The organism is Kribbella sandramycini, from assembly GCF_013131805.1.
Taxonomy (GTDB): Bacteria; Actinomycetota; Actinomycetes; order Propionibacteriales; family Kribbellaceae; genus Kribbella; species Kribbella sandramycini.
The window spans coordinates 1-16,538 of record NZ_JABJRC010000017.1 but is presented as its reverse complement, the minus strand read 5'-3'; the positions used below and the strand labels follow the sequence as shown (position 1 = coordinate 16,538).

Here is a 16,538-nt window from a genome sequence, read left to right as displayed (position 1 = left end):
GGGTGATCAGATGAACAGGGCGCGGGCCGGCTCGTGGAAGCCGTCGGCGATCAGCAGCATGTCGCCGTAGGGAGTGGTGGTGAATCCTTCGTCGTTGTGCCAGGCCCAGATCTCGCCGTTCGGCTCGATACTGGCGATCTCGTCGCGCCCGTCGTGGTCGAGATCCATGAATCGGACCTCGGCCGGAACGGTGAACCCGTCGGCGATCAGCACCGAGTCGCCGTACGGGCGCGGGGCGAAACCTCGATCGTTGTGCCAGGCAACCACCTCGCCGCCGACCTGGACAGCGGCGATCTCGTCCCGGCCGTCGCCGTCGATATCGGCGAAGAAGGTCCGGGCCGGGTCGGTGAAACCGTCGGCGATGATCGTGTCGTCGCCGTAGGGCATGGTCGAGAACGCGCCGTCGTTGTGCCAGGCGCGGACGTTGCCGTACTGATCACCGGTGACCAGAATCAGCTCGGCGCGGCCGTCGTCGTCCAGGTCGGCGAACTTGACCCGGTCGGGCTGAGTGAAGCCGGTGGCGATCACGACCGAGTTCCCGAACGGGTTCACCCGGAAGCCGCCCCAGTTCAGCCAGGCGTGGATCTCGCCGTTCGGCTGGATCGCGATGATCTCCTTGCGGCCGTCGTCGTTCAGATCGGCGAACCGGACCCGGGCGGGATCGGTGAAGCCGTCGGCGATCTGCAACGGCGAGCTGTACGGGCGATGGGCGAACCCCTTGTAGTTCTGGAAGGCCTCCACGACGCCGTTCGGGCGGACGACGGCGAGGTCGGCCCGGCCGTTGCCGTCCAGCGAAGCGGCTCGATGCCCGCCTTGGACCGGTGCGCCGTTCGACCAGGTCAGATCGATCGAGAACAGGTGCCGGGCGCCGTTCACCCAGGCGTGCACCATCACCTTGTCGCCGCCGGTCAGCCCGTCGGCCTCGGTGATGACGTCGGCGCCGCCGGGGCCGCACAGGCCGGTGTTCCCGGTCGTCATGAACGGTGCCGCCGCGCGGGTCCACGGTCCGGCCATCGAGGTCGCGGTCGCGTACGCCGTGACGTAGCCACAGCCTTCGTAGCTGCCGCCGGAGTAGAAGAGCGTCAACCGGCCGTCACGCTGGACGATGTCGGGCGCCTCGATCACCTGACCGGCAGGCGCGGTCAGCATCGCGATCCGGGTGCCGATCAGCCGGGCGCCGTTGTCGACGGCCTGCTGGGCCCACAGCGTGCTGGATTGGCCGACGGCGTTCCCGTCGTTCTTCCAGAGCAGCCAGCGCGTTCCGTCCGCGGCGACGAACGTGTTGGCGTCGATCGCGCCACCGGACTGCGTCGTACAGATCAGCGGCTGGCCGCCGTACGGGACGAACGGCCCGAGCGGCGAGCTCGACAGCGCGACGCCGATGCACTGCCGGTTGGAGGCGACGTGCCGGGCGGTGTAGGTCAGGGTGAACGAGCCGTCGGCGTTGGCGGCGACGTCGGGCGCCCAGGTGGCGCCGTACCGGGACCAGCCGTCCGACCAGCCCTGCGGCATCGCGTCGCCGCGCATCCGCCACGGCCCGTCGATGGTCGGCGCGCTTGCGACCGGGACGTGCAGGGAGTTGTTCGTCGAGTACGCGTACCAGGTGTCGCCGACCTTCAGCACGTCCGGATCCGGGAAGTCCTGGCTGATCATCACCTTCGGCACCTCGGGGACAGGCGGGGCGACCGCGGCCGCGCCGGGCTGGTACGCCGCTGTCGTCAGCGTCAGGGCCACGGCGAGCGTCAGCAGCCGCCGGTATCGGGGGAAGGGACGAGACATCGCAGGCTCCTCGGATCGCGCAGGCGGGCGGATACGGCGGGAATGTGGCGATTGTTCGATATTTCGAATATAGTTTCGGTATATCAGGTGAGCGTAGAGCGCTCCGCGCGGCCCTGACAAGGGCTCACCCACGGGGAAGGGACAACGATCATGGACAGCGAACGAACCGCCTCGCCCGCGGTCGCCAGGACTTTGACGGTGCTGGAGACGCTGGTCGGCTCCGAGGAGGAGCTGACCCTGACGGCGCTGGCGAAGAAGGCCGACATCCCGCTGGCGACCTGCGCGGCGATCGTCTACACCCTGGAGCTGCGTGACTACGCGACCCGGCGGATCGTCGGCCGGAGTCACTTCTGGCGTCCCACTCTGCGCCTGTACGGGCTGGCCACCCAGCTGGTCCGGAAGGTCGACCTGTCGACGATCGCCCAGCAAGAGATGCGCGATCTCGCCGATCAGCTCAGCCTCCCGGTGCATCTGGGCGTGCTGACCGGAACATCGGTGGTCTACGTCGCGAAGGCAGCGCTGCCGGGGTTCATCCAGTTCGACACCTACCCGGGGAAGGTTGCCCCGTACAACCTGACCGCCCTCGGCAAGGCGATCGCGGCATACCTGCCCGAAGAAGGGCTGCTGCCCCTCCTGGCGCACCTGAGCTCGGGGCATGGGCCGCGGGCACAGGAGGCCACCGAGGCGGCCTTCCGGCAGGAGTTGCTGACGGTCCGCAAGCGCGGGTACGCCGTGGAGGATCAGGAGGAGCAGGCGGATATCGCTTGTCTGGCGGCGCCGTTCTTCGACGGGACGGACCAGGTGGCCGGCGCGGTCGGCGTGACCGGGTTCGCGAAGGATCTGCGCGGCAAGAAGCGGGATGCCGCGCAGATCGGGTTACGCCGACTCGCCGGCACGATCTCACAACGCCTGGGCGCCCCCGTCAGCTGAGCGGAGACGGGCCGTGAGGGCGTGACCGAACATCAGCTCGGCGTCGGCGATCGCCGCGGTGGACGGCGCGATCGAGGCCGCGCCCGCCGTGGTCAGCCGCTGGTAGGTGACGGTCTTGAGGAACTTGCCGACCCACAGGCCACCGGTGTAGCGGCCGGCCCGGCCGGTCGGCAGGACGTGGTTGGTGCCGATCGACTTGTCGGAGAAGGCGACCGTCGCCTCTGCGCCGATGAACAGCGAGCCGTAGTTGCGCAGGCTCGCGGCGTACCAATCGTCGTCTGCCGTCTGGATCTCCAGATGCTCCGCCGCATAGGTGTCGGAGACCGTGACGACCTCCTCACGGGACTCGCAGACCACCACCGTGCCGTACGCGCGCCACGCGGCCCCGGCCACCTCGGCCGTCGGCCAGTCGCCCTCCAGCCAGCGATCGACCTCGGCGATCACCGCCGCCCCGAAGTCATGGGACGTCGTGATCAGCAGCGCCGGGCTGTTCGGGCCGTGCTCGGCCTGTCCCAGGAGATCGGCCGCGACCAGGCGCGGGTCGGCGGTCTCGTCGGCGATCACGGCGACCTCGGTCGGACCGGCGAGCAGGTCGATCCCGACCGTCCCGAACAGCTGCCGTTTCGCCTCGGCGACATACGCGTTCCCCGCGCCGACCACCAGATCGACCGGAGCGACATCCTCGAAGCCGAACGCGAGCGCCGCGAAGGCCTGGACGCCGCCCAGGCAGACGATCAGATCGGCGCCGGCCAGATCCATCGTGTACAGCTGCGGGCCGTAGATACCGTTGCCGCCCCGTGGCGGCGCCATCGCGATCACCGTGTCGACGCCGGCCACCTTCGGCACCGTCACGGTCATGATCGACGACGCGATCAGCGGGTAACGACCGCCGGGCGAGTACGAGCCGACCCGGCTGATCGGCAGATGCTTGTGCCCGAGGACGACACCGGGCAGCGTCTCGACCTCGAGATCGGTCAGCGTTGCACGCTGGGCGCGCGCGAACCGCTCGACCTGCGTCCGCGCGAACTCCAGCTGCGCGGCCAACTCGTCGTCCACGGTCTCCGCGGCCGCTTTGACCTGGCTCGCAGGCACGATGAACGAGTCCGGGTTCCAGCGATCGAGGTGCTCGGAGTACCGGCGGATCGCCGGCAGCCCCTCCCGCTCGACCTCGGAAAGGATCCGGCTGACCGTCTCGATCACCTCCGCCGATCGTTCGGCCCGCTCCGGCCAGCCCGCTTTCAGCAGCTCCACGACTCTTCCAATCTTTCGGAATACCAGATATAAATTCAGATTCTCGAATAACCATAACCGGAGGGATCTGTGCGCGCCATGACTTCCAGCCAGTACGTCGACACCCTGAACGCTCCGCGACCACGCGGCCACTACGCGCAGGCCCGGATCGCGGGCGACCTGATCTTCACCGCCGGCTTCGGCCCGGTCGACCCGGCCACCGGCGCCCTGGTCGGGCCCGGCGACGTCGCCGAGCAGACCCGGCAGACGCTGCGCAACCTGCAGGCGGTGCTGGCCGAGGCCGGCGCGACGCTGGCCGACGTCGTCAAACTCACCGCGTTCCTGGAGGATCCGGATCGCGACTGGGACGCCTACGACGCGGTCTTCCCGGAGTTCTTCCAGCCGCCCTACCCGGCCCGGCTGACCGCCGGGGCGCACCTCGGGACCATCCTGGTCGAGATCGAGGCGGTCGCCGTCCGGCCGGGTTCGCAAACCCTTGCACCGGGCCCCCAATGACTCATATCATTCGATTTTCCGAAGGCTTATCCGATATTTCGAAGAATGGAACAGGTCGATGAGGATGCGGCGCGCGGCCCTGGTGGCCGCCTTCACGCTGACGCTCGGCGTCGGCTGCAGTAGCGGCGGCGGCACCGGCGCGGCCGACGGCCCGGATGCCGCCTCCTGGCGGGACGAGGTCAAACCCGGGCAGCTCGAGGTCGGCGTCCTGTCGGCCAAGGGCACACCCGGGCTGAAGTTCCTGGAGAACCTCGGCGGCCGGCTCGAGCAGGAGCGCCCCGGGACCGACGTCACGCTGACGTTCGCGAACACCGAGGCCCGCCCCGGGATCGAGCAGCGCTGGCGGGCCGGCACGCCGCCGGATGTCGACTACGGCATGTTCGACGGCACCGTGCCCAACCTGCGTGAGTGGGCCGACGACGAGGCGCTCGTCGACCTGACGCCGTACCTGCAGCAGCCGGATCCAGTCAGCGGTAAGCCGTGGCTGGATCGCTACAGCCCGACCGTCCGCAAGTTCATGGAGCACCCGGAGAGCAAGAAGATCTACGCGGTGCCGTCGGAGCTGTCCCTGCACGTGCTGTTCTACAACGCCAAGCTGTTCAAGGATCTCGGCATCAAACCGCCGACGACCTGGGACGAGCTGCTCGCGGCGTCGAGCGCGCTGTCGGCCAAGCAGGTCGACCCGATCGCGCTGACCGGCCTGTTCGAGCCGTACATGGGGATGTGGAGCGACCACCTCTGGCTGCGGACGGTCGGCTACCAGAAGGCGCGCGGCGTGCTGACCGAGGGCAAGGGCCACATCACCGAGGACCCGGGCTTCCTGAAGGGCCTGCAGATGTTGCAGGAGCTGCGCGACAAGAACGCGTTCCTCAAGGGTTTCAAGGGCACCGACTTCACCGCCGCGCAGGCGCAGTTCTTCCAGGGCAAGGCCGGGATGATCCTGATGGGCTCCTGGCTGGTCAGCGAGATGAAGGACGTGATCCCGAAGGGTTTCGAGCTCGGCGTGCTCGCGTTCCCGAAGGTGACCGGCGGCGCCGGCGACCAGGGCGCGGTGATGGCGGCCCTGCAGAACGTGTCGATCGCTGCGAAGAGCCCGGACATCCCGCTCGCGCTGGACTGGATCAACCGGCTGACCAGCGTCGAGACCCAGACCAAGCGGGCCACCGAGATCGGCGAGGTCTCCGCGGTCGTCGGCGTCCCGAGCCCGCCCGGCGTCCCCGGGATCGACGCGGTGCTGTCCCAGGCCGAGGCGCTCGAGCCGCGCGACTACGGGTTGTCGCAGAGCAAGGCCGGCAAGCCGGTGTACGCCGAGATCGCCCGGTTGCTCTTCGGCGAACAAGACGCCGAGCAGACCCTGCAGCGGCTGGACGCCGCGCTCCGACGCGTCCACAAGAACTGAGATGCACCGGCTCGCCCAGCGGCGGATCATCCTCCCGTTCCTGCTCCCCGCCGCCGTCCTGCTGGCGCTGTTCTTCCTCTACCCGCTGGTCCGCACCGTCGGCATCTCGCTGTCGGACTGGACCCGCACCGGCAACTCCCGGTTCGTCGGCGGCGCCAACTACACGGCGCTGCTGACGGACCCGGAGTACCGGACGGCGCTGAAGAACACGTTCGCGTTCACCTTCATCGGCGGGTGCCTGCTGTTCCCGCCCGCGGTGGCGATCGCCTGGGCGCTGAACCAGCCGATCCGCGGTGAGAAGTTCTTCCGGTTCGTGATCTTCGCGCCGGTGGTGCTCTCGGCAGCGGTCGTCGCGCTGATGTGGAAGTTCATCTACCACCCGACACTCGGCCTGATCAGCCCGGCGATGGCCGAGGTCGGCCTCGGCGGGATGGCGCGCGAATGGCTGGGCGACCCGCTGACCGCGCTCCCGGCGGTCGCCTTCACCACGGTCTGGCAAGGGATCGGGATCTGGGTCGTGCTGCTGTCGGCCGGGTTCGAGCGGCTCCCCCGCGACGTCCTCGAGGCCGGCCGGGTGGACGGCGCCGGCGAGTGGCGGCTGTTCTGGTCGGTGATGATGCCGCTGCTGTACGACCTGCTCCGGATCCTGCTGGTGCTGTGGATCGTGCAGAGCATGCAGGCGTTCGCGTTCGTCTACATCATGACCGGCGGCGGGCCGTTCGGCTCGACCGAGGTGGTCGGCACGCTGATGTACCGGATCGCGATCGACCAGACCGAATTCGGGTACGCCGCGGCGATGGGCGTCGTCCTGGTCGCGATCCTGCTCGCCGTCACGGCGATCCTCAACAAGGTGCTGAAACGAGACGATCTTGAGTACTGACGGCCGGCGGCACCACCTGTTGATCTACCTGGTCCTGGGGACCATCGCCTTCTCGGCGGCGGCCGCGTTCGCCTGGGTGCTGAACGTGTCGCTGAAGACGAACCAGGAGTTCCTCGGCACCCGGCCCTGGACCATCGCCGAGGACTTCCACTTCGAGAACTACCTGAACGCCTGGACGAACGCCGACGTCGGCGCCTACTTCGGCAACAGCGTCGTCGTCAGCATCAGCGCGACCGTCCTCGGCGTCGTGGTGTCGGCATTCGCGGCGTACCCGATCGCGCGGATCCCGTTCCGGGCGAACGGCGCCGTGCTGGCGATCTTCCTGATGGGCCTGATGGTGCCGTGGATGGTCACCTTCATCCCGCTCTACCTGACGCTGCAGGACTTCGGGCTGCTGGACACCCGGATCGGGCTGGTGCTGGTCTACGCGACGTACAACCTGCCGTTCAACATCTTCGTGCTGACCGGCTTCCTGCGCACGCTGCCCCGGGAGCTGGAGGAGGCGGCCGCGATGGACGGCGCGGGCCCGACCGTCACCTTCGTCCGGGTGATCCTGCCGCTGCTCGGGCCCGGCCTGGCGTCGGTGACGATCATCAGCTTCCTGAACAACTGGAACGAGTTCTTCTACGCGCTCGTGCTGATCCACAGCCCGTCGAAGATGACCCTGCCGCTCGGCCTGTTCCAGCTCGGCCAGGCGGCGGACTACGGCACCAACTGGGTCACGCTGTTCGCAGGCATGATCATCACCGCGCTGCCGGTGCTGATCGTCTTCGCCCTGCTCCAGAAGCAGGTGACGAAGGGCCTGACCGCGGGCGCGCTCAAGGGCTGATCAGAGCGTGTCCAGCAGCGGGACGAGCGTGAGCCAGTTGGACCGCGCGGCCTCGGCGGCGGCGGTCGCGTCGCCGGCCGCGCAGTGGTCGATGATCAGCTGGTGCTGCGCCACCGACTCGCGGCCGTTCAGCGAGCTGAACCGCAACCGCTCCAGCCGGCGCAGCACCGGCGTGTACTGATCGAGGACGGCGGCGACCGCGGCGTTCGCGCTGACGCGCACCGGGACGGCGTGGAAGTCGTCGTCCCCGTGCAGGGCGGCGTCGACATCCGCGGTGTCGAGAGCCGCGGCGAACCGTTCGTTCGCCGCGCGCATCTCGTCCAGATCGGCCTCGGTCAGCTGCGGAACGGCCTCCCGGACGGCGAGCTCATGCATGGCCGCGGTCACCGTCTGCGCGTCGCGCAGGCCACGGGCCTCCAACGGGCTGACCATCGTGTAGCGGCCCGGCTTGGTCTGCACCAGGCCCGCCTGCTCGAGCCGGGCAAGCGCCTCGCGGACCGGCGTCCGGCTGACGCCGAGCCAGTCGGCGAGGTCGACGTCGTTGAGCCGCTCCCCCGGCAGGAAATCGCCTTTCACGATCGCGTCGCGCAGCGCGCGGTACGCGTCCTCACGCAACAGCGAGCGGGGGACCACGACGCGTTCCTTCGGCACCGGCATGGGGTCATTATCCGATCAGAAGAGCCCGCTGTAGGCGTTCAACGCGGGCTGGCCGCCGAGATGTGCGTAGAGCACGTTCGACTCCTTGCCGATCTCGCCGCTGCGGACGAGGTCGATCAGCCCGGCCATCGACTTCCCCTCGTAGACCGGGTCGATGATCATCCCCTCCAGCCGCCCGGTGAGTTCGATCGCGTCCAGCGTCGACTGCACCGGTACGCCGTACAGGTCGCCGGCCCAGCCCTCGTAGACGGTGATCTCGTCGTGGCGCAGGTCGCGGCCGAGGCCGATCAGCTCCGCCGTCGAGCGGGCGATCTTCTCCACCTGGGCGTGGGTCTCGGCCAGGTTGGCCGAGGCGTCGATACCGAGCACGCGCCGCGGGCGGTCCTGCCCGGCGAAACCGGCGATCATCCCGGCGTGCGTGCTGCCGGTGACGCTGCAGACCACGATCGTGTCGAAGAAGACGCCGAGTTCGCGCTCCTGCTGCTGCACCTCGTAGGCCCAGTTCGCGAAGCCGAGCCCGCCGAGCCGGTGGTCCGACGCCCCGGCCGGGATCGCGTACGGCGTACCGCCACCGGCCCGGACTTCGTCGAGCGCCTGGTGCCAGCTGTCCTTGAACCCGATCCCGAAACCCGCCTTGACCAGCCGGACGTCGGCGCCCATGATCCGGCTCAGCAAGATGTTGCCGACCTTGTCGTTCACCGGGTCCGGCCAGTCCACCCAGCTCTCCTGCAGCAGCACCGCCTTCAGGCCGACCTTGGCCGCGACAGCCGCGACCTGCCGGGTGTGGTTCGACTGGACGCCGCCGATCGTCACCAAGGTGTCGGCGCCCTGGGCCAGCGCCTCCGGGATCAGGTACTCCAGCTTGCGGGTCTTGTTACCGCCGTACGCCAGGCCGCTGTTGCAGTCCTCCCGCTTGGCCCAGACCCGGGCGCCGCCGAGATGCGCGCTCAGCCGATCCAGCGGGTGGATCGGGCTCGGGCCGAACAGCAGCGGATAGCGCTCGAAGTCGTCCAGGGCCACTGTTGCCTCCAAAGATTGGCGATGTGCAATATATTGGATGTTAGAGCACGAAGCCGAGACAAGCCAGCGCGGCCGGGCGTGGTGGCCCGGCCGCGCTGGAGGGTTGGCCGATCAGGGCACCCAGTGGTTGTGCGTCGCGGTGATCATCACCTGGAGCTGGATACTCGCCGCGTAGTAGCTGCTGGTGTCGACCGGCGTTGCCAGCATCTTGTTCCACAGCGCGTCGAGCCAGGCCTGGCTGCCGGAGTCCGTCATGGCAGCCACAGCGAACGGCGCGAAGTACGCGGCGCTGCTGCCACTGCTGATCTGCGTGCCGTTCAGCTGGTAACCGATGGCGATGTTGTTCGGGTTGCCGCCGGTCTTGGACTTGACCCAGCTGTTCAGTTTGCGAGCCGCGGCCAGCGAGGTGGCGTCTCCGCTGGTCACCGCGTCGGCGCCGATCCGCCACGGGTCACGACAGGCGTTCCAGTAGAAGCGACCGTCGTTCGGGGACTCCAGAACCTGACCGCCGGCCGGCTTCGGGCTGGAGTTGGTGTTGATGACGAAGTCCGGCAGGAGCCCGGTGCTCGACGCGTAGTTCGCCTGCAGCGAGCTGATCACGTTCTGGTGCGCGGTCCGAATGGTGTCCCAGATGGCGTTCCCCGTGGCCGCCTTGAAGGCGCGGAAGTGATCGGCCATCCAGTCCGACGTCCGGGAGATGTAGTAGTACTGGTCGCCGGAGCTGCTCCAGTCGCCGAGCTTGAGCAGGTTGGTGCTCGGGTTGACCTCGCTGGCCCGGATCGCGTTGATGTGCTTGATCGCGAGCTGCTTGTAGTTGTAGGTGCCGGCGCTCCCCCACTGCCTGTCGGCGAGCAGCAGGCCGTAGGCGACATCCATGTCACCGTCGGTTGCGCTGTCCGAGCCGTTCACGCTCTGGCAGGAGGTGTTCTGCTCGGCCGCCAGCAGGTCCGCGTTGTTCACCGAAGGGTGCGCGATCATGTACTTGACCAGGCCGTCGAAGATCGTCTTGGCCTGTGGGTCGGCGCCGGCCATCGTCGCCGTGATGACCATTCCGTAGCCCTGAGCCTCGGCGACGTACGGGTGGTCGGCGTCCGGCGAGATGATCTGGTACCAGCCGTTGCCGCAGTTCTGCCGAACGAACGCGGACTTCCACTGCTGGTAGTAGTCGATGACCTTCTGGTCGAGCGCGGCCTGACTGCCCGACGGCTTGAGCGTGCCCGCGACGTACGGGAACTGGTGACTGCCGAACGGAACGGCCGGTCCGCTACCGCCACCGGACTGGGTGGTCGCGGTGACCGCGTTGCTCGCCGCGGAAAGGTTGCCCGCGGCATCACGGGCCTTGACCGTGTAGGTGTAGCTGGTCGACGCCGTCCGGCCGGTGTCGGTGTACGTCGTACCGGTGCTGGTGGCGATCTCGGCGCCGTTGCGGGAGATCACGTAACCGGTGACACCGACATTGTCGGACGACGCGTTCCAGCTCAGGGACACGCTGCTGGACGTCGTACCGGTGCTGACCAGACTGCCCGGCGTACTCGGCGGCATGGTGTCACCACCGCCGCTCGTGGTTCCGTAGACCTCGAGATCCCACAGCGAGTAGCCGTACGTCGTCCCGCGCGCGGTGCCGGTGAGACGGACGTAGCGGCCGCTGCCGGTCACGGTCAGATCGTCGATCGCGCCGTTGCCGGTCGTGGTGGAGTAGATCTGCGTCCACGGCGCCGAGCCGGTCGCCGACGTCTCGATCCGGTACGACTTGCCGTAGGCGGCCTCCCAGTTCAGCCTGACCCGGGAGATGTTGGCGGTGCTGCCGAGGTCGACCTGGATCCACTCGGGATCATGGCCCTCGACGCTGGCCCAGCGCGTGGCCGAGTTGCCGTCGACGGCCAGGCTTGCCGGGAAGGTGCTGTCCTCGACGGACGACGCGGTCGCGGGTCTGCCCTGTGACAGCAGCGGGTCCGCGGCCTGGGCGGACAGGGGAACAACCAGAACCGAGGCGACGACCGCGGCAGCGGTCACCCCACGCAACAGTAAAGACATCAGCAGTGTCCTCCGGGCGGTGAAGGGGAAGGAGCGACAACAACCGTTAGGAAACTTTCCTATTGGTTAGCCGAAGGTAGGACCCGAACCGCCGGAGCGCAAGACCTCGAACCCGGCCGAATTTCGGAGCATCCCGCGGAAATTCGGCGATCATGCGTTTGAACAACGACTGCGCGCGCGGCCCGCGGGTACCGGCCGGAGATGGACGACGTGCGCTTACTCGAAGCAGCCGGCTTACTGGCCAAATCACTCACTCCCGGCGATCTGGACCACACCCTCGGCCGGATCACCGCGGCCGCGGTCGAAGTCCTGCCCCAGGTCGATTACGCCAGCATCACCGTCAAACATCAGGACGGCCGGGTCGAAACCGAAGCCCCGACCGACCAGCTGCTGCTCCCCCTCGACATGGCCCAGTACGAGCTACGCGAAGGCCCCTGCTATGACGCCGCAACCGACGGGCAGCACATCATCAGCCCCGACCTGGCCGTCGACCAGCGCTTCCCCAAGTACGCCGCCATCGCCGTCGCCGCCGGCATCCGCGCCCAGGCCGGCCTCCGCCTCTTCGACGCCCCGAAGTCCCAAGGCGCCTTGAACCTCTACTCGACAACCGTCGGCGCCTTCGACGACCTGGCCTCGATCGGCCCTCTCTTCAGCCACCAGTCCGCCGTCGCCATCGCCTACGCCCACCAGGTCGGCAACCTCACCGAATCCCTCCAGACCCGCGGCCTGATCGGCCAGGCCGTCGGCATCCTCATGGAGCGCTACAACCTCAACCACCAACGCGCCTTCGCCTTCCTGGCCCGCCTCTCCCAAACCCGCAACATCAAACTCCGCAAACTCGCCGACGAACTCGTCACCGAGGCAAACGCAACCAGTCGGACCAAGTAGCGGTCCCGGGACGGAATGCCGCCGGGGCGCTGGTTGGGCGCGCCCGGCGGCGGGGTGATCAGGTGAAGATGCTGACGCCGCCGGGGCCGACGAGAAGGCCGACGACGATCAGGACGACGCCCCACAGCAGGGCGCCGCGGACGATCGACACGATGCCGGAGATCACGAGAATCGCGGCGATGATCCAGAGCAGGAACTCCATGGTGCGTCCTTTCGCTGATGCCGGCAGACCCTCTGCCGAGCCCCCGTGGAACCAGCGATCCGGTACCCGGGGCCATGCGTCAGGCGAGGGCTTTCAGGAGGGTTTCGGAAAAGGCCGGGAGGTCGTCGGGGTTGCGGCTGGTGATCAGGTTGCCGTCGACGGCGACCTGCTGGTCGACCCAGGTTGCGCCGGCGTTGCGGAGATCGGTCTGCAGGCTCGGCCACGAGGTCAGCGTGCGGCCGCGGACGGCGTCCGCCTCGATCAGCGTCCAGGGCGCGTGACAGATCGCGGCCACCGGTTTGCCGGAGGCGACGAAATCCTTGACGAAGGCAACGGCTTGCTCGTCGCGGCGTAACGCGTCCGGGTTCGCGACGCCGCCGGGCAGGACGAGTGCGGCGAAGTCGCCGACCGCGACGTCGGCGACCGGATGGTCGACGGGCCACTTGTCGGCCGCGGTGAGGTGGTCGAAGGTCTGGACCTCGCCGCTGTCCGGGCTGAGCACCACGGGCTCGTGCCCGGCGTCCTTGACGGCCTGCCACGGGTCGGCGAGTTCGACCCGCTCGATTCCTTCGGCGGCGACCAGAAAGGCGATCTTGCTCATCAGCTTCTCCTCAGCTCGCGGGGTAGTTGTTGCCGTGCAGGGCGCGGGCCAGGTGAGCGGCGTTCGCGGCAGCTGTCTTCGTGGTGGTGCCGGTGGTGTCGGGCTTGGGGCCGGATTCGTTGTAGTCGACCGAGCCCATCGCCTCCCCCACCCAGTACGTCGCGCCGGCGGCCGGGAGGGTGAATCCGACGTCGTTGAGCGCCTGGAAGACCTCAGCGGTGACGTGGTGCGCGCCGTCCTCGTTGCCGACGACGCCGACCAGGGCGACCTTGCCGTAGACGAGCGGCCGGCCCTCGGCGTCCTTCTCGGACAGCTCGGCGTCCAGCCGTTCGAGGACCAGTTTGCAGACGCTGGCCGGCTGCCCCATCCAGATCGGGGTCGCGATGATCAGGATGTCCGCGGCCAGCACCTTCTTCCGCACCGCCGGCCACTCGTCGCCGTCCCCCTCGTCGACGCTGACGCCGAACCGGACGTCGTGATCGACCACGCGGACCAGCTCACCGGTCACGTCATGATCGGCGAGGGCGGTCAGCAACTGCCGCCCAATCAACTCCGAACTCGATTTCGCCGGTGACTTTTTCAGCGAACAGCTCAGCACCAGCGCGTGAAGTGACGACATCGGAACAACTCCCGTTCCGGCGCAACACCGTCGGCCACGCCTGCGCGCCGACCGGTACCCACCGCTCTCCGCCCCAGACACCGCATGAAACCGATTCCGCCGGGGAACCACGCAGATGTGCACGACGGATCCATGGTCGCTCGCGCCACCGAGCACGAGCTGGTCACCAACCCCATCGACGGCCTGCTGTACTGCCTGCGCTGCCCCCTGGTCGCCTACGACCTGGCCGACGCCGCCACCGAGCCGACCTGCCCGATGCCCATCGACGAGTTGGGGTGAGAAGGGCCGGAAAAGGGGTACTGCGCGGGCATCGAGCAGAGGAGCTGACGATGCCGCACGTCGTACATCGGACCGTGGAGGTCGACGGGGTTGAGGTGTTCTATCGGGAGGCGGGGCCGGCTGATGGGCCGGTGTTGTTGTTGCTCCATGGGTATCCGTCGTCGTCGTTCCAGTTTCGGGGGTTGATGCCGGCGCCGGCCGACGGGTGGCGGGTGCTGGCGCCGGACTTTCCGGGGTTCGGGTACAGCGCGGCGCCGGAGGGGTTCGATTACAGCTTCGGGGGTTACGCCGAGCTGGTCGAGGGGTTCCTGGAGCAGCTCGGGGTAGTGCGGTTCGTGCTGTACCTGTTCGACTACGGGTCGCAGGTCGGGTTTCAGTTGGCGTTGCGGGATCCGGAGCGGGTTGCGGGGTTGATCATCCAGAACGGGGATGCGTACGAGGAGACGCTGGGGCCGAAGTACGCGGGATTGAAGGCGTACTGGGCTGATCCGGCGCCGGAGCGGATGGCTGTACTCGCGGACGCCGTCAGCGCGGAGGGGCTGCGTGAGGAGGTGGTCGGGGAGGTTCCGCCGGAGACTGCCGAACGGATCAGCCCGGATATCTGGGAGCTCGCCTGGCCGCTGATGGAGCCGAATCGCGACATCATGACCGGCTTCTTCCTCGAGATCGCCGACAGCGTCCGCCGCTACCCGGAGTACCAGGCCTACCTCCGCAAGTACCAGCCGCCGGCACTCATCATCTGGGGACCGCAGGACGGCTACATGCCGGCCGAAGCGGCCCGCGCCTACCTGACCGACCTCCCCCAGGCCGAGCTGCACCTGTTCGAGGACGCCGGCCACTGGCTGCTCGAATCCCACCTTGACGAAGCCATCGCCCTCATCCGCCCCTTCCTCCGCACAGTGGGTACTGGTATCGCATGACCACGCACGCAGTCCGTCCACTCGCCGTCGGCGCCGGCTTCGGCGCGGCCGCCGCGACCGCCGCGCTGATCGGCGTCCTTGCCGTCACCGACACCAGCTCGCAGTACGCCGGCCTCGAACAGCCCGCATGGGCGCCGCCGAGCTGGCTGTTCGGCCCGGTCTGGACGGTCCTCTACGTGACGATCGCCGTCAGCGGCTGGCTCGTCTGGCGGCGTACCGGCTGGAGCTGGCAGCTCGTTCCGTACGGCGTCCAGCTAGTGCTGAACGCGTTGTGGACGCCGCTCTTCTTCGGCGCCGGCCTCCGCGGAACGGCTCTGGTCGACATCGTCCTGCTCTGGCTCGCGATCGGTACGACGATCTGGGCATTTCGCCTGGTCCGCCCCGCGGCCGCCTGGCTCCTGCTCCCCTACTGGCTCTGGACGACGTTCGCCACCGCGCTGAACGCGGCCATCTGGGCGATGAACCGCTAGGGCCGCCCAAGAAGGGCAGCCCCGGTCGGGGTGATGGTGTGAGTGGCCCGGCGGGAGCGGTCGGTGGTGAGCAGGCCGGCCTCGCGCAGGACGCGGGCATGGTCGCTGGCGGCGGCAGGGGAGAGGCCCGCGCGAGTGGCGATATCGGTCGTACACAACGGGCCTTGAGCCAACAGGGCCAGGACGGCCGCCCGGTTCGCGCCGAGCAGGCGGTCGAGCTGGGGTTCGTGCTGGTCGGGGAGCGGCGCGATCGGGACGACGAGCAGATCGGGGCGCTCGAATTTCGTGTCCAGGAAGAACATCACGCGGGTCGCGAAGATGGACGGCGCGATCACGAAGCCGCCGTGGCCGGCCGGGTAGTGCGTCGCCTCGGTGCCCGGGAGATCGATGGTGAGGACCGGCGTCGCCCAGCGAATGGTCGGGTGCAGGTTGCCGAGCATCTGGCCGATGCCGCCGCTCAGGAGCTCCCGCACGCGGTCGTCGACGAATCGGCGGGCCGCCGCCTCGCTGGACGCCGCGATCGCGCCGTCCAGCGTCTGCTCGTACATCGTCTGCACCGCCCGGACCAGCCCGCGCCGGGCTCGCTTGTCGCGGGTGACCAGCTCCTCGGTCCAGCGCGGCACCGGACGCCGGTACGCCGGGGACTCCAGCGCCTCCAACTCGGTCAGGTAGTAGTCCGGCCCCAACGAGGCCAGCCGGTCCAGCCCTTCGTCCAGACTCCCGGCGCCCGCAGTCGGCAGGCACAGATCCAGAACGTGGGCCGGCGGCCGGCAGACCTCCAGCAACCGCCGAACCAGCCCGTCCTGAGCGACTCGGGGCGCGACCGTCCGCCGCCAGCGACCCTGCCACCGTTCCGAGCCGGCGCAGCCCGGGACCTGCAGGATCGTGGCGGCCAGCGCGGACTCGACCACCGGACCGGCCGAACTCAGCCGCACGTGACTGAGATCGTCGGCGTTGAAGCTGATCTGCACCCGAGCCCCCTCCCAACCGGAGCCCCCATCATCACCCGGCCCAGGGCCACCCCGGCGGTCAGCTCTCGAACGCCGTGGGCAGGTACTGGTCGACGTTCTCCTTGGTGACGACCGGCGCGTACAGCTGGACGGTGCGCGGGACCTCGACCTCCACCAGGTCGGTCAGGGCCTTCTTCTGCACCAACAGCCGAGCCAGCCGGACGCCGTCCGCACCCTGGGTCGACGGGTAGATGACGGTCGCCTTGATCAGCGTGTTGTCGGCCTTGATCTCACGCATCACATTCGCCGACCCCGCGCCGCCGACCACAAAGAAG

The 16,538-nt window shown here is 68.7% G+C and carries 18 protein-coding genes and 1 pseudogene; 9 read left to right on the top strand and 10 right to left on the bottom strand.

Annotation, left to right across the window (positions count from 1 at the left end; translation table 11 throughout):
• Window positions 1–6: 6 nt before the first annotated feature.
• A complete protein-coding gene (locus HPO96_RS36715; protein WP_171679098.1) occupies window positions 7–1,779 on the bottom strand; it encodes a family 43 glycosylhydrolase in 1,773 nt (590 codons plus the stop codon).
• Between the two features lie 150 nt (window positions 1,780–1,929).
• Between HPO96_RS36715 and HPO96_RS36710 the strand changes: the two genes are divergently transcribed.
• Entirely contained in the window at window positions 1,930–2,709 is a 780-nt protein-coding gene (locus HPO96_RS36710) for an IclR family transcriptional regulator (RefSeq protein ID WP_171679097.1), read from the top strand.
• On the opposite strand, the gene hisD is transcribed toward HPO96_RS36710, so the two are convergent.
• Window positions 2,680–3,960: a histidinol dehydrogenase gene (hisD, locus tag HPO96_RS36705; protein WP_171679096.1), complete on the bottom strand. Its 1,281-nt coding sequence runs from the start codon at window positions 3,958–3,960 to the stop codon at window positions 2,680–2,682. The genes HPO96_RS36710 and hisD overlap by 30 nt on opposite strands.
• A gap of 78 nt (window positions 3,961–4,038) precedes the next feature.
• Here hisD and HPO96_RS36700 point away from each other — a divergent pair, with 78 nt between their 5' ends.
• The 4 genes from HPO96_RS36700 to HPO96_RS36685 are packed head-to-tail and all read left to right on the top strand — an operon-like array spanning window position 4,039 to window position 7,563.
• On the top strand, window positions 4,039–4,455 hold the full coding sequence (locus tag HPO96_RS36700; protein WP_171679095.1) for a RidA family protein: 417 nt from the start codon (window positions 4,039–4,041) through the stop codon (window positions 4,453–4,455).
• A gap of 58 nt (window positions 4,456–4,513) precedes the next feature.
• Window positions 4,514–5,854, top strand: a complete 1,341-nt coding sequence (locus tag HPO96_RS36695) for an ABC transporter substrate-binding protein (RefSeq protein WP_171679094.1) — start codon at window positions 4,514–4,516, stop codon at window positions 5,852–5,854.
• A gap of 1 nt (window position 5,855) precedes the next feature.
• A complete protein-coding gene (locus HPO96_RS36690) occupies window positions 5,856–6,734 on the top strand; it encodes a carbohydrate ABC transporter permease (protein WP_171679093.1) in 879 nt (292 codons plus the stop codon).
• Window positions 6,724–7,563, top strand: coding sequence for a carbohydrate ABC transporter permease (locus HPO96_RS36685; RefSeq protein WP_171679092.1), 840 nt, complete (start codon window positions 6,724–6,726; stop codon window positions 7,561–7,563). The genes HPO96_RS36690 and HPO96_RS36685 overlap by 11 nt, the downstream gene beginning before the upstream one ends.
• Here HPO96_RS36685 and HPO96_RS36680 read toward each other — a convergent pair whose 3' ends face one another.
• From HPO96_RS36680 to HPO96_RS38840, 3 genes are all read right to left on the bottom strand, one after another.
• On the bottom strand, window positions 7,564–8,220 hold the full coding sequence (locus tag HPO96_RS36680) for a GntR family transcriptional regulator (protein WP_171679091.1): 657 nt from the start codon (window positions 8,218–8,220) through the stop codon (window positions 7,564–7,566).
• A gap of 15 nt (window positions 8,221–8,235) precedes the next feature.
• Window positions 8,236–9,240 carry a 1-aminocyclopropane-1-carboxylate deaminase gene (locus tag HPO96_RS36675; protein WP_171679090.1) on the bottom strand — a complete coding sequence of 335 codons (1,005 nt, stop codon included), beginning with the start codon at window positions 9,238–9,240 and terminating at the stop codon, window positions 8,236–8,238.
• A gap of 111 nt (window positions 9,241–9,351) precedes the next feature.
• Window positions 9,352–11,274, bottom strand: a complete 1,923-nt coding sequence (locus HPO96_RS38840; protein ID WP_238355924.1) for a glycosyl hydrolase family 8 — start codon at window positions 11,272–11,274, stop codon at window positions 9,352–9,354.
• A 201-nt stretch (window positions 11,275–11,475) separates the two neighbouring features.
• On the opposite strand from HPO96_RS38840, the gene HPO96_RS36660 reads away from it, so the two are divergent.
• A complete protein-coding gene (locus HPO96_RS36660) occupies window positions 11,476–12,162 on the top strand; it encodes a GAF and ANTAR domain-containing protein (protein WP_171679089.1) in 687 nt (228 codons plus the stop codon).
• 58 nt (window positions 12,163–12,220) lie between these two features.
• Here the strand turns inward: HPO96_RS36660 and HPO96_RS36655 are convergent, their stop codons facing one another.
• The 3 genes from HPO96_RS36655 to HPO96_RS36645 form a co-directional block, all read right to left on the bottom strand.
• The gene (locus HPO96_RS36655) at window positions 12,221–12,364 is read right to left on the bottom strand and encodes a GPGG-motif small membrane protein (RefSeq protein WP_171679088.1); all 144 of its coding nucleotides are present in this window, start codon (window positions 12,362–12,364) and stop codon (window positions 12,221–12,223) included.
• A gap of 79 nt (window positions 12,365–12,443) precedes the next feature.
• A complete protein-coding gene (locus HPO96_RS36650; protein WP_171679087.1) occupies window positions 12,444–12,965 on the bottom strand; it encodes a type 1 glutamine amidotransferase domain-containing protein in 522 nt (173 codons plus the stop codon).
• Window positions 12,966–12,975: 10 nt separating this feature from the next.
• Complete coding sequence (locus HPO96_RS36645) at window positions 12,976–13,584, bottom strand: flavodoxin family protein (RefSeq protein WP_171679086.1); 609 nt, start codon at window positions 13,582–13,584, stop codon at window positions 12,976–12,978.
• A gap of 84 nt (window positions 13,585–13,668) precedes the next feature.
• Here HPO96_RS36645 and HPO96_RS36640 point away from each other — a divergent pair, with 84 nt between their 5' ends.
• Genes HPO96_RS36640 through HPO96_RS36630 form a run of 3 tightly spaced genes read left to right on the top strand, consistent with a single transcriptional unit; the run spans window position 13,669 to window position 15,253 of the window.
• Entirely contained in the window at window positions 13,669–13,863 is a 195-nt protein-coding gene (locus tag HPO96_RS36640; RefSeq protein WP_171679085.1) for a hypothetical protein, read from the top strand.
• A 50-nt stretch (window positions 13,864–13,913) separates the two neighbouring features.
• Complete coding sequence (locus HPO96_RS36635; RefSeq protein WP_171679084.1) at window positions 13,914–14,783, top strand: alpha/beta fold hydrolase; 870 nt, start codon at window positions 13,914–13,916, stop codon at window positions 14,781–14,783.
• Entirely contained in the window at window positions 14,780–15,253 is a 474-nt protein-coding gene (locus HPO96_RS36630) for a TspO/MBR family protein (protein WP_171679083.1), read from the top strand. The genes HPO96_RS36635 and HPO96_RS36630 overlap by 4 nt, the downstream gene beginning before the upstream one ends.
• Here HPO96_RS36630 and HPO96_RS39835 read toward each other — a convergent pair.
• Window positions 15,250–16,224 carry an ArsR family transcriptional regulator gene (locus HPO96_RS39835; RefSeq protein WP_171679082.1) on the bottom strand — a complete coding sequence of 325 codons (975 nt, stop codon included), beginning with the start codon at window positions 16,222–16,224 and terminating at the stop codon, window positions 15,250–15,252. The genes HPO96_RS36630 and HPO96_RS39835 overlap by 4 nt on opposite strands.
• Window positions 16,225–16,282: 58 nt before the next feature.
• Window positions 16,283–16,538, bottom strand: a pseudogene (locus tag HPO96_RS36620) (sugar ABC transporter substrate-binding protein); the annotation flags it as partial.

Bases quoted from the DNA above. Each gene is read 5' to 3' on its own strand.
- HPO96_RS36635 (WP_171679084.1), top strand. From the start codon at position 13,914: ATGCCGCACGTCGTACATCGGACCGTGGAGGTCGACGGGGTTGAGGTG.
- HPO96_RS36695 (WP_171679094.1), top strand. From the start codon at position 4,514: ATGAGGATGCGGCGCGCGGCCCTGGTGGCCGCCTTCACGCTGACGCTC.
- HPO96_RS36715 (WP_171679098.1), bottom strand. From the start codon at position 1,779: ATGTCTCGTCCCTTCCCCCGATACCGGCGGCTGCTGACGCTCGCCGTG.
- HPO96_RS36640 (WP_171679085.1), top strand. From the start codon at position 13,669: ATGAAACCGATTCCGCCGGGGAACCACGCAGATGTGCACGACGGATCC.
- HPO96_RS36655 (WP_171679088.1), bottom strand. From the start codon at position 12,364: ATGGAGTTCCTGCTCTGGATCATCGCCGCGATTCTCGTGATCTCCGGC.
- HPO96_RS36660 (WP_171679089.1), top strand. From the start codon at position 11,476: ATGGACGACGTGCGCTTACTCGAAGCAGCCGGCTTACTGGCCAAATCA.
- HPO96_RS36650 (WP_171679087.1), bottom strand. From the start codon at position 12,965: ATGAGCAAGATCGCCTTTCTGGTCGCCGCCGAAGGAATCGAGCGGGTC.
- HPO96_RS36690 (WP_171679093.1), top strand. From the start codon at position 5,856: ATGCACCGGCTCGCCCAGCGGCGGATCATCCTCCCGTTCCTGCTCCCC.
- HPO96_RS36710 (WP_171679097.1), top strand. From the start codon at position 1,930: ATGGACAGCGAACGAACCGCCTCGCCCGCGGTCGCCAGGACTTTGACG.
- HPO96_RS36630 (WP_171679083.1), top strand. From the start codon at position 14,780: ATGACCACGCACGCAGTCCGTCCACTCGCCGTCGGCGCCGGCTTCGGC.
- HPO96_RS36680 (WP_171679091.1), bottom strand. From the start codon at position 8,220: ATGCCGGTGCCGAAGGAACGCGTCGTGGTCCCCCGCTCGCTGTTGCGT.
- HPO96_RS38840 (WP_238355924.1), bottom strand. From the start codon at position 11,274: ATGTCTTTACTGTTGCGTGGGGTGACCGCTGCCGCGGTCGTCGCCTCG.
- HPO96_RS36645 (WP_171679086.1), bottom strand. From the start codon at position 13,584: ATGTCGTCACTTCACGCGCTGGTGCTGAGCTGTTCGCTGAAAAAGTCA.
- HPO96_RS36700 (WP_171679095.1), top strand. From the start codon at position 4,039: ATGACTTCCAGCCAGTACGTCGACACCCTGAACGCTCCGCGACCACGC.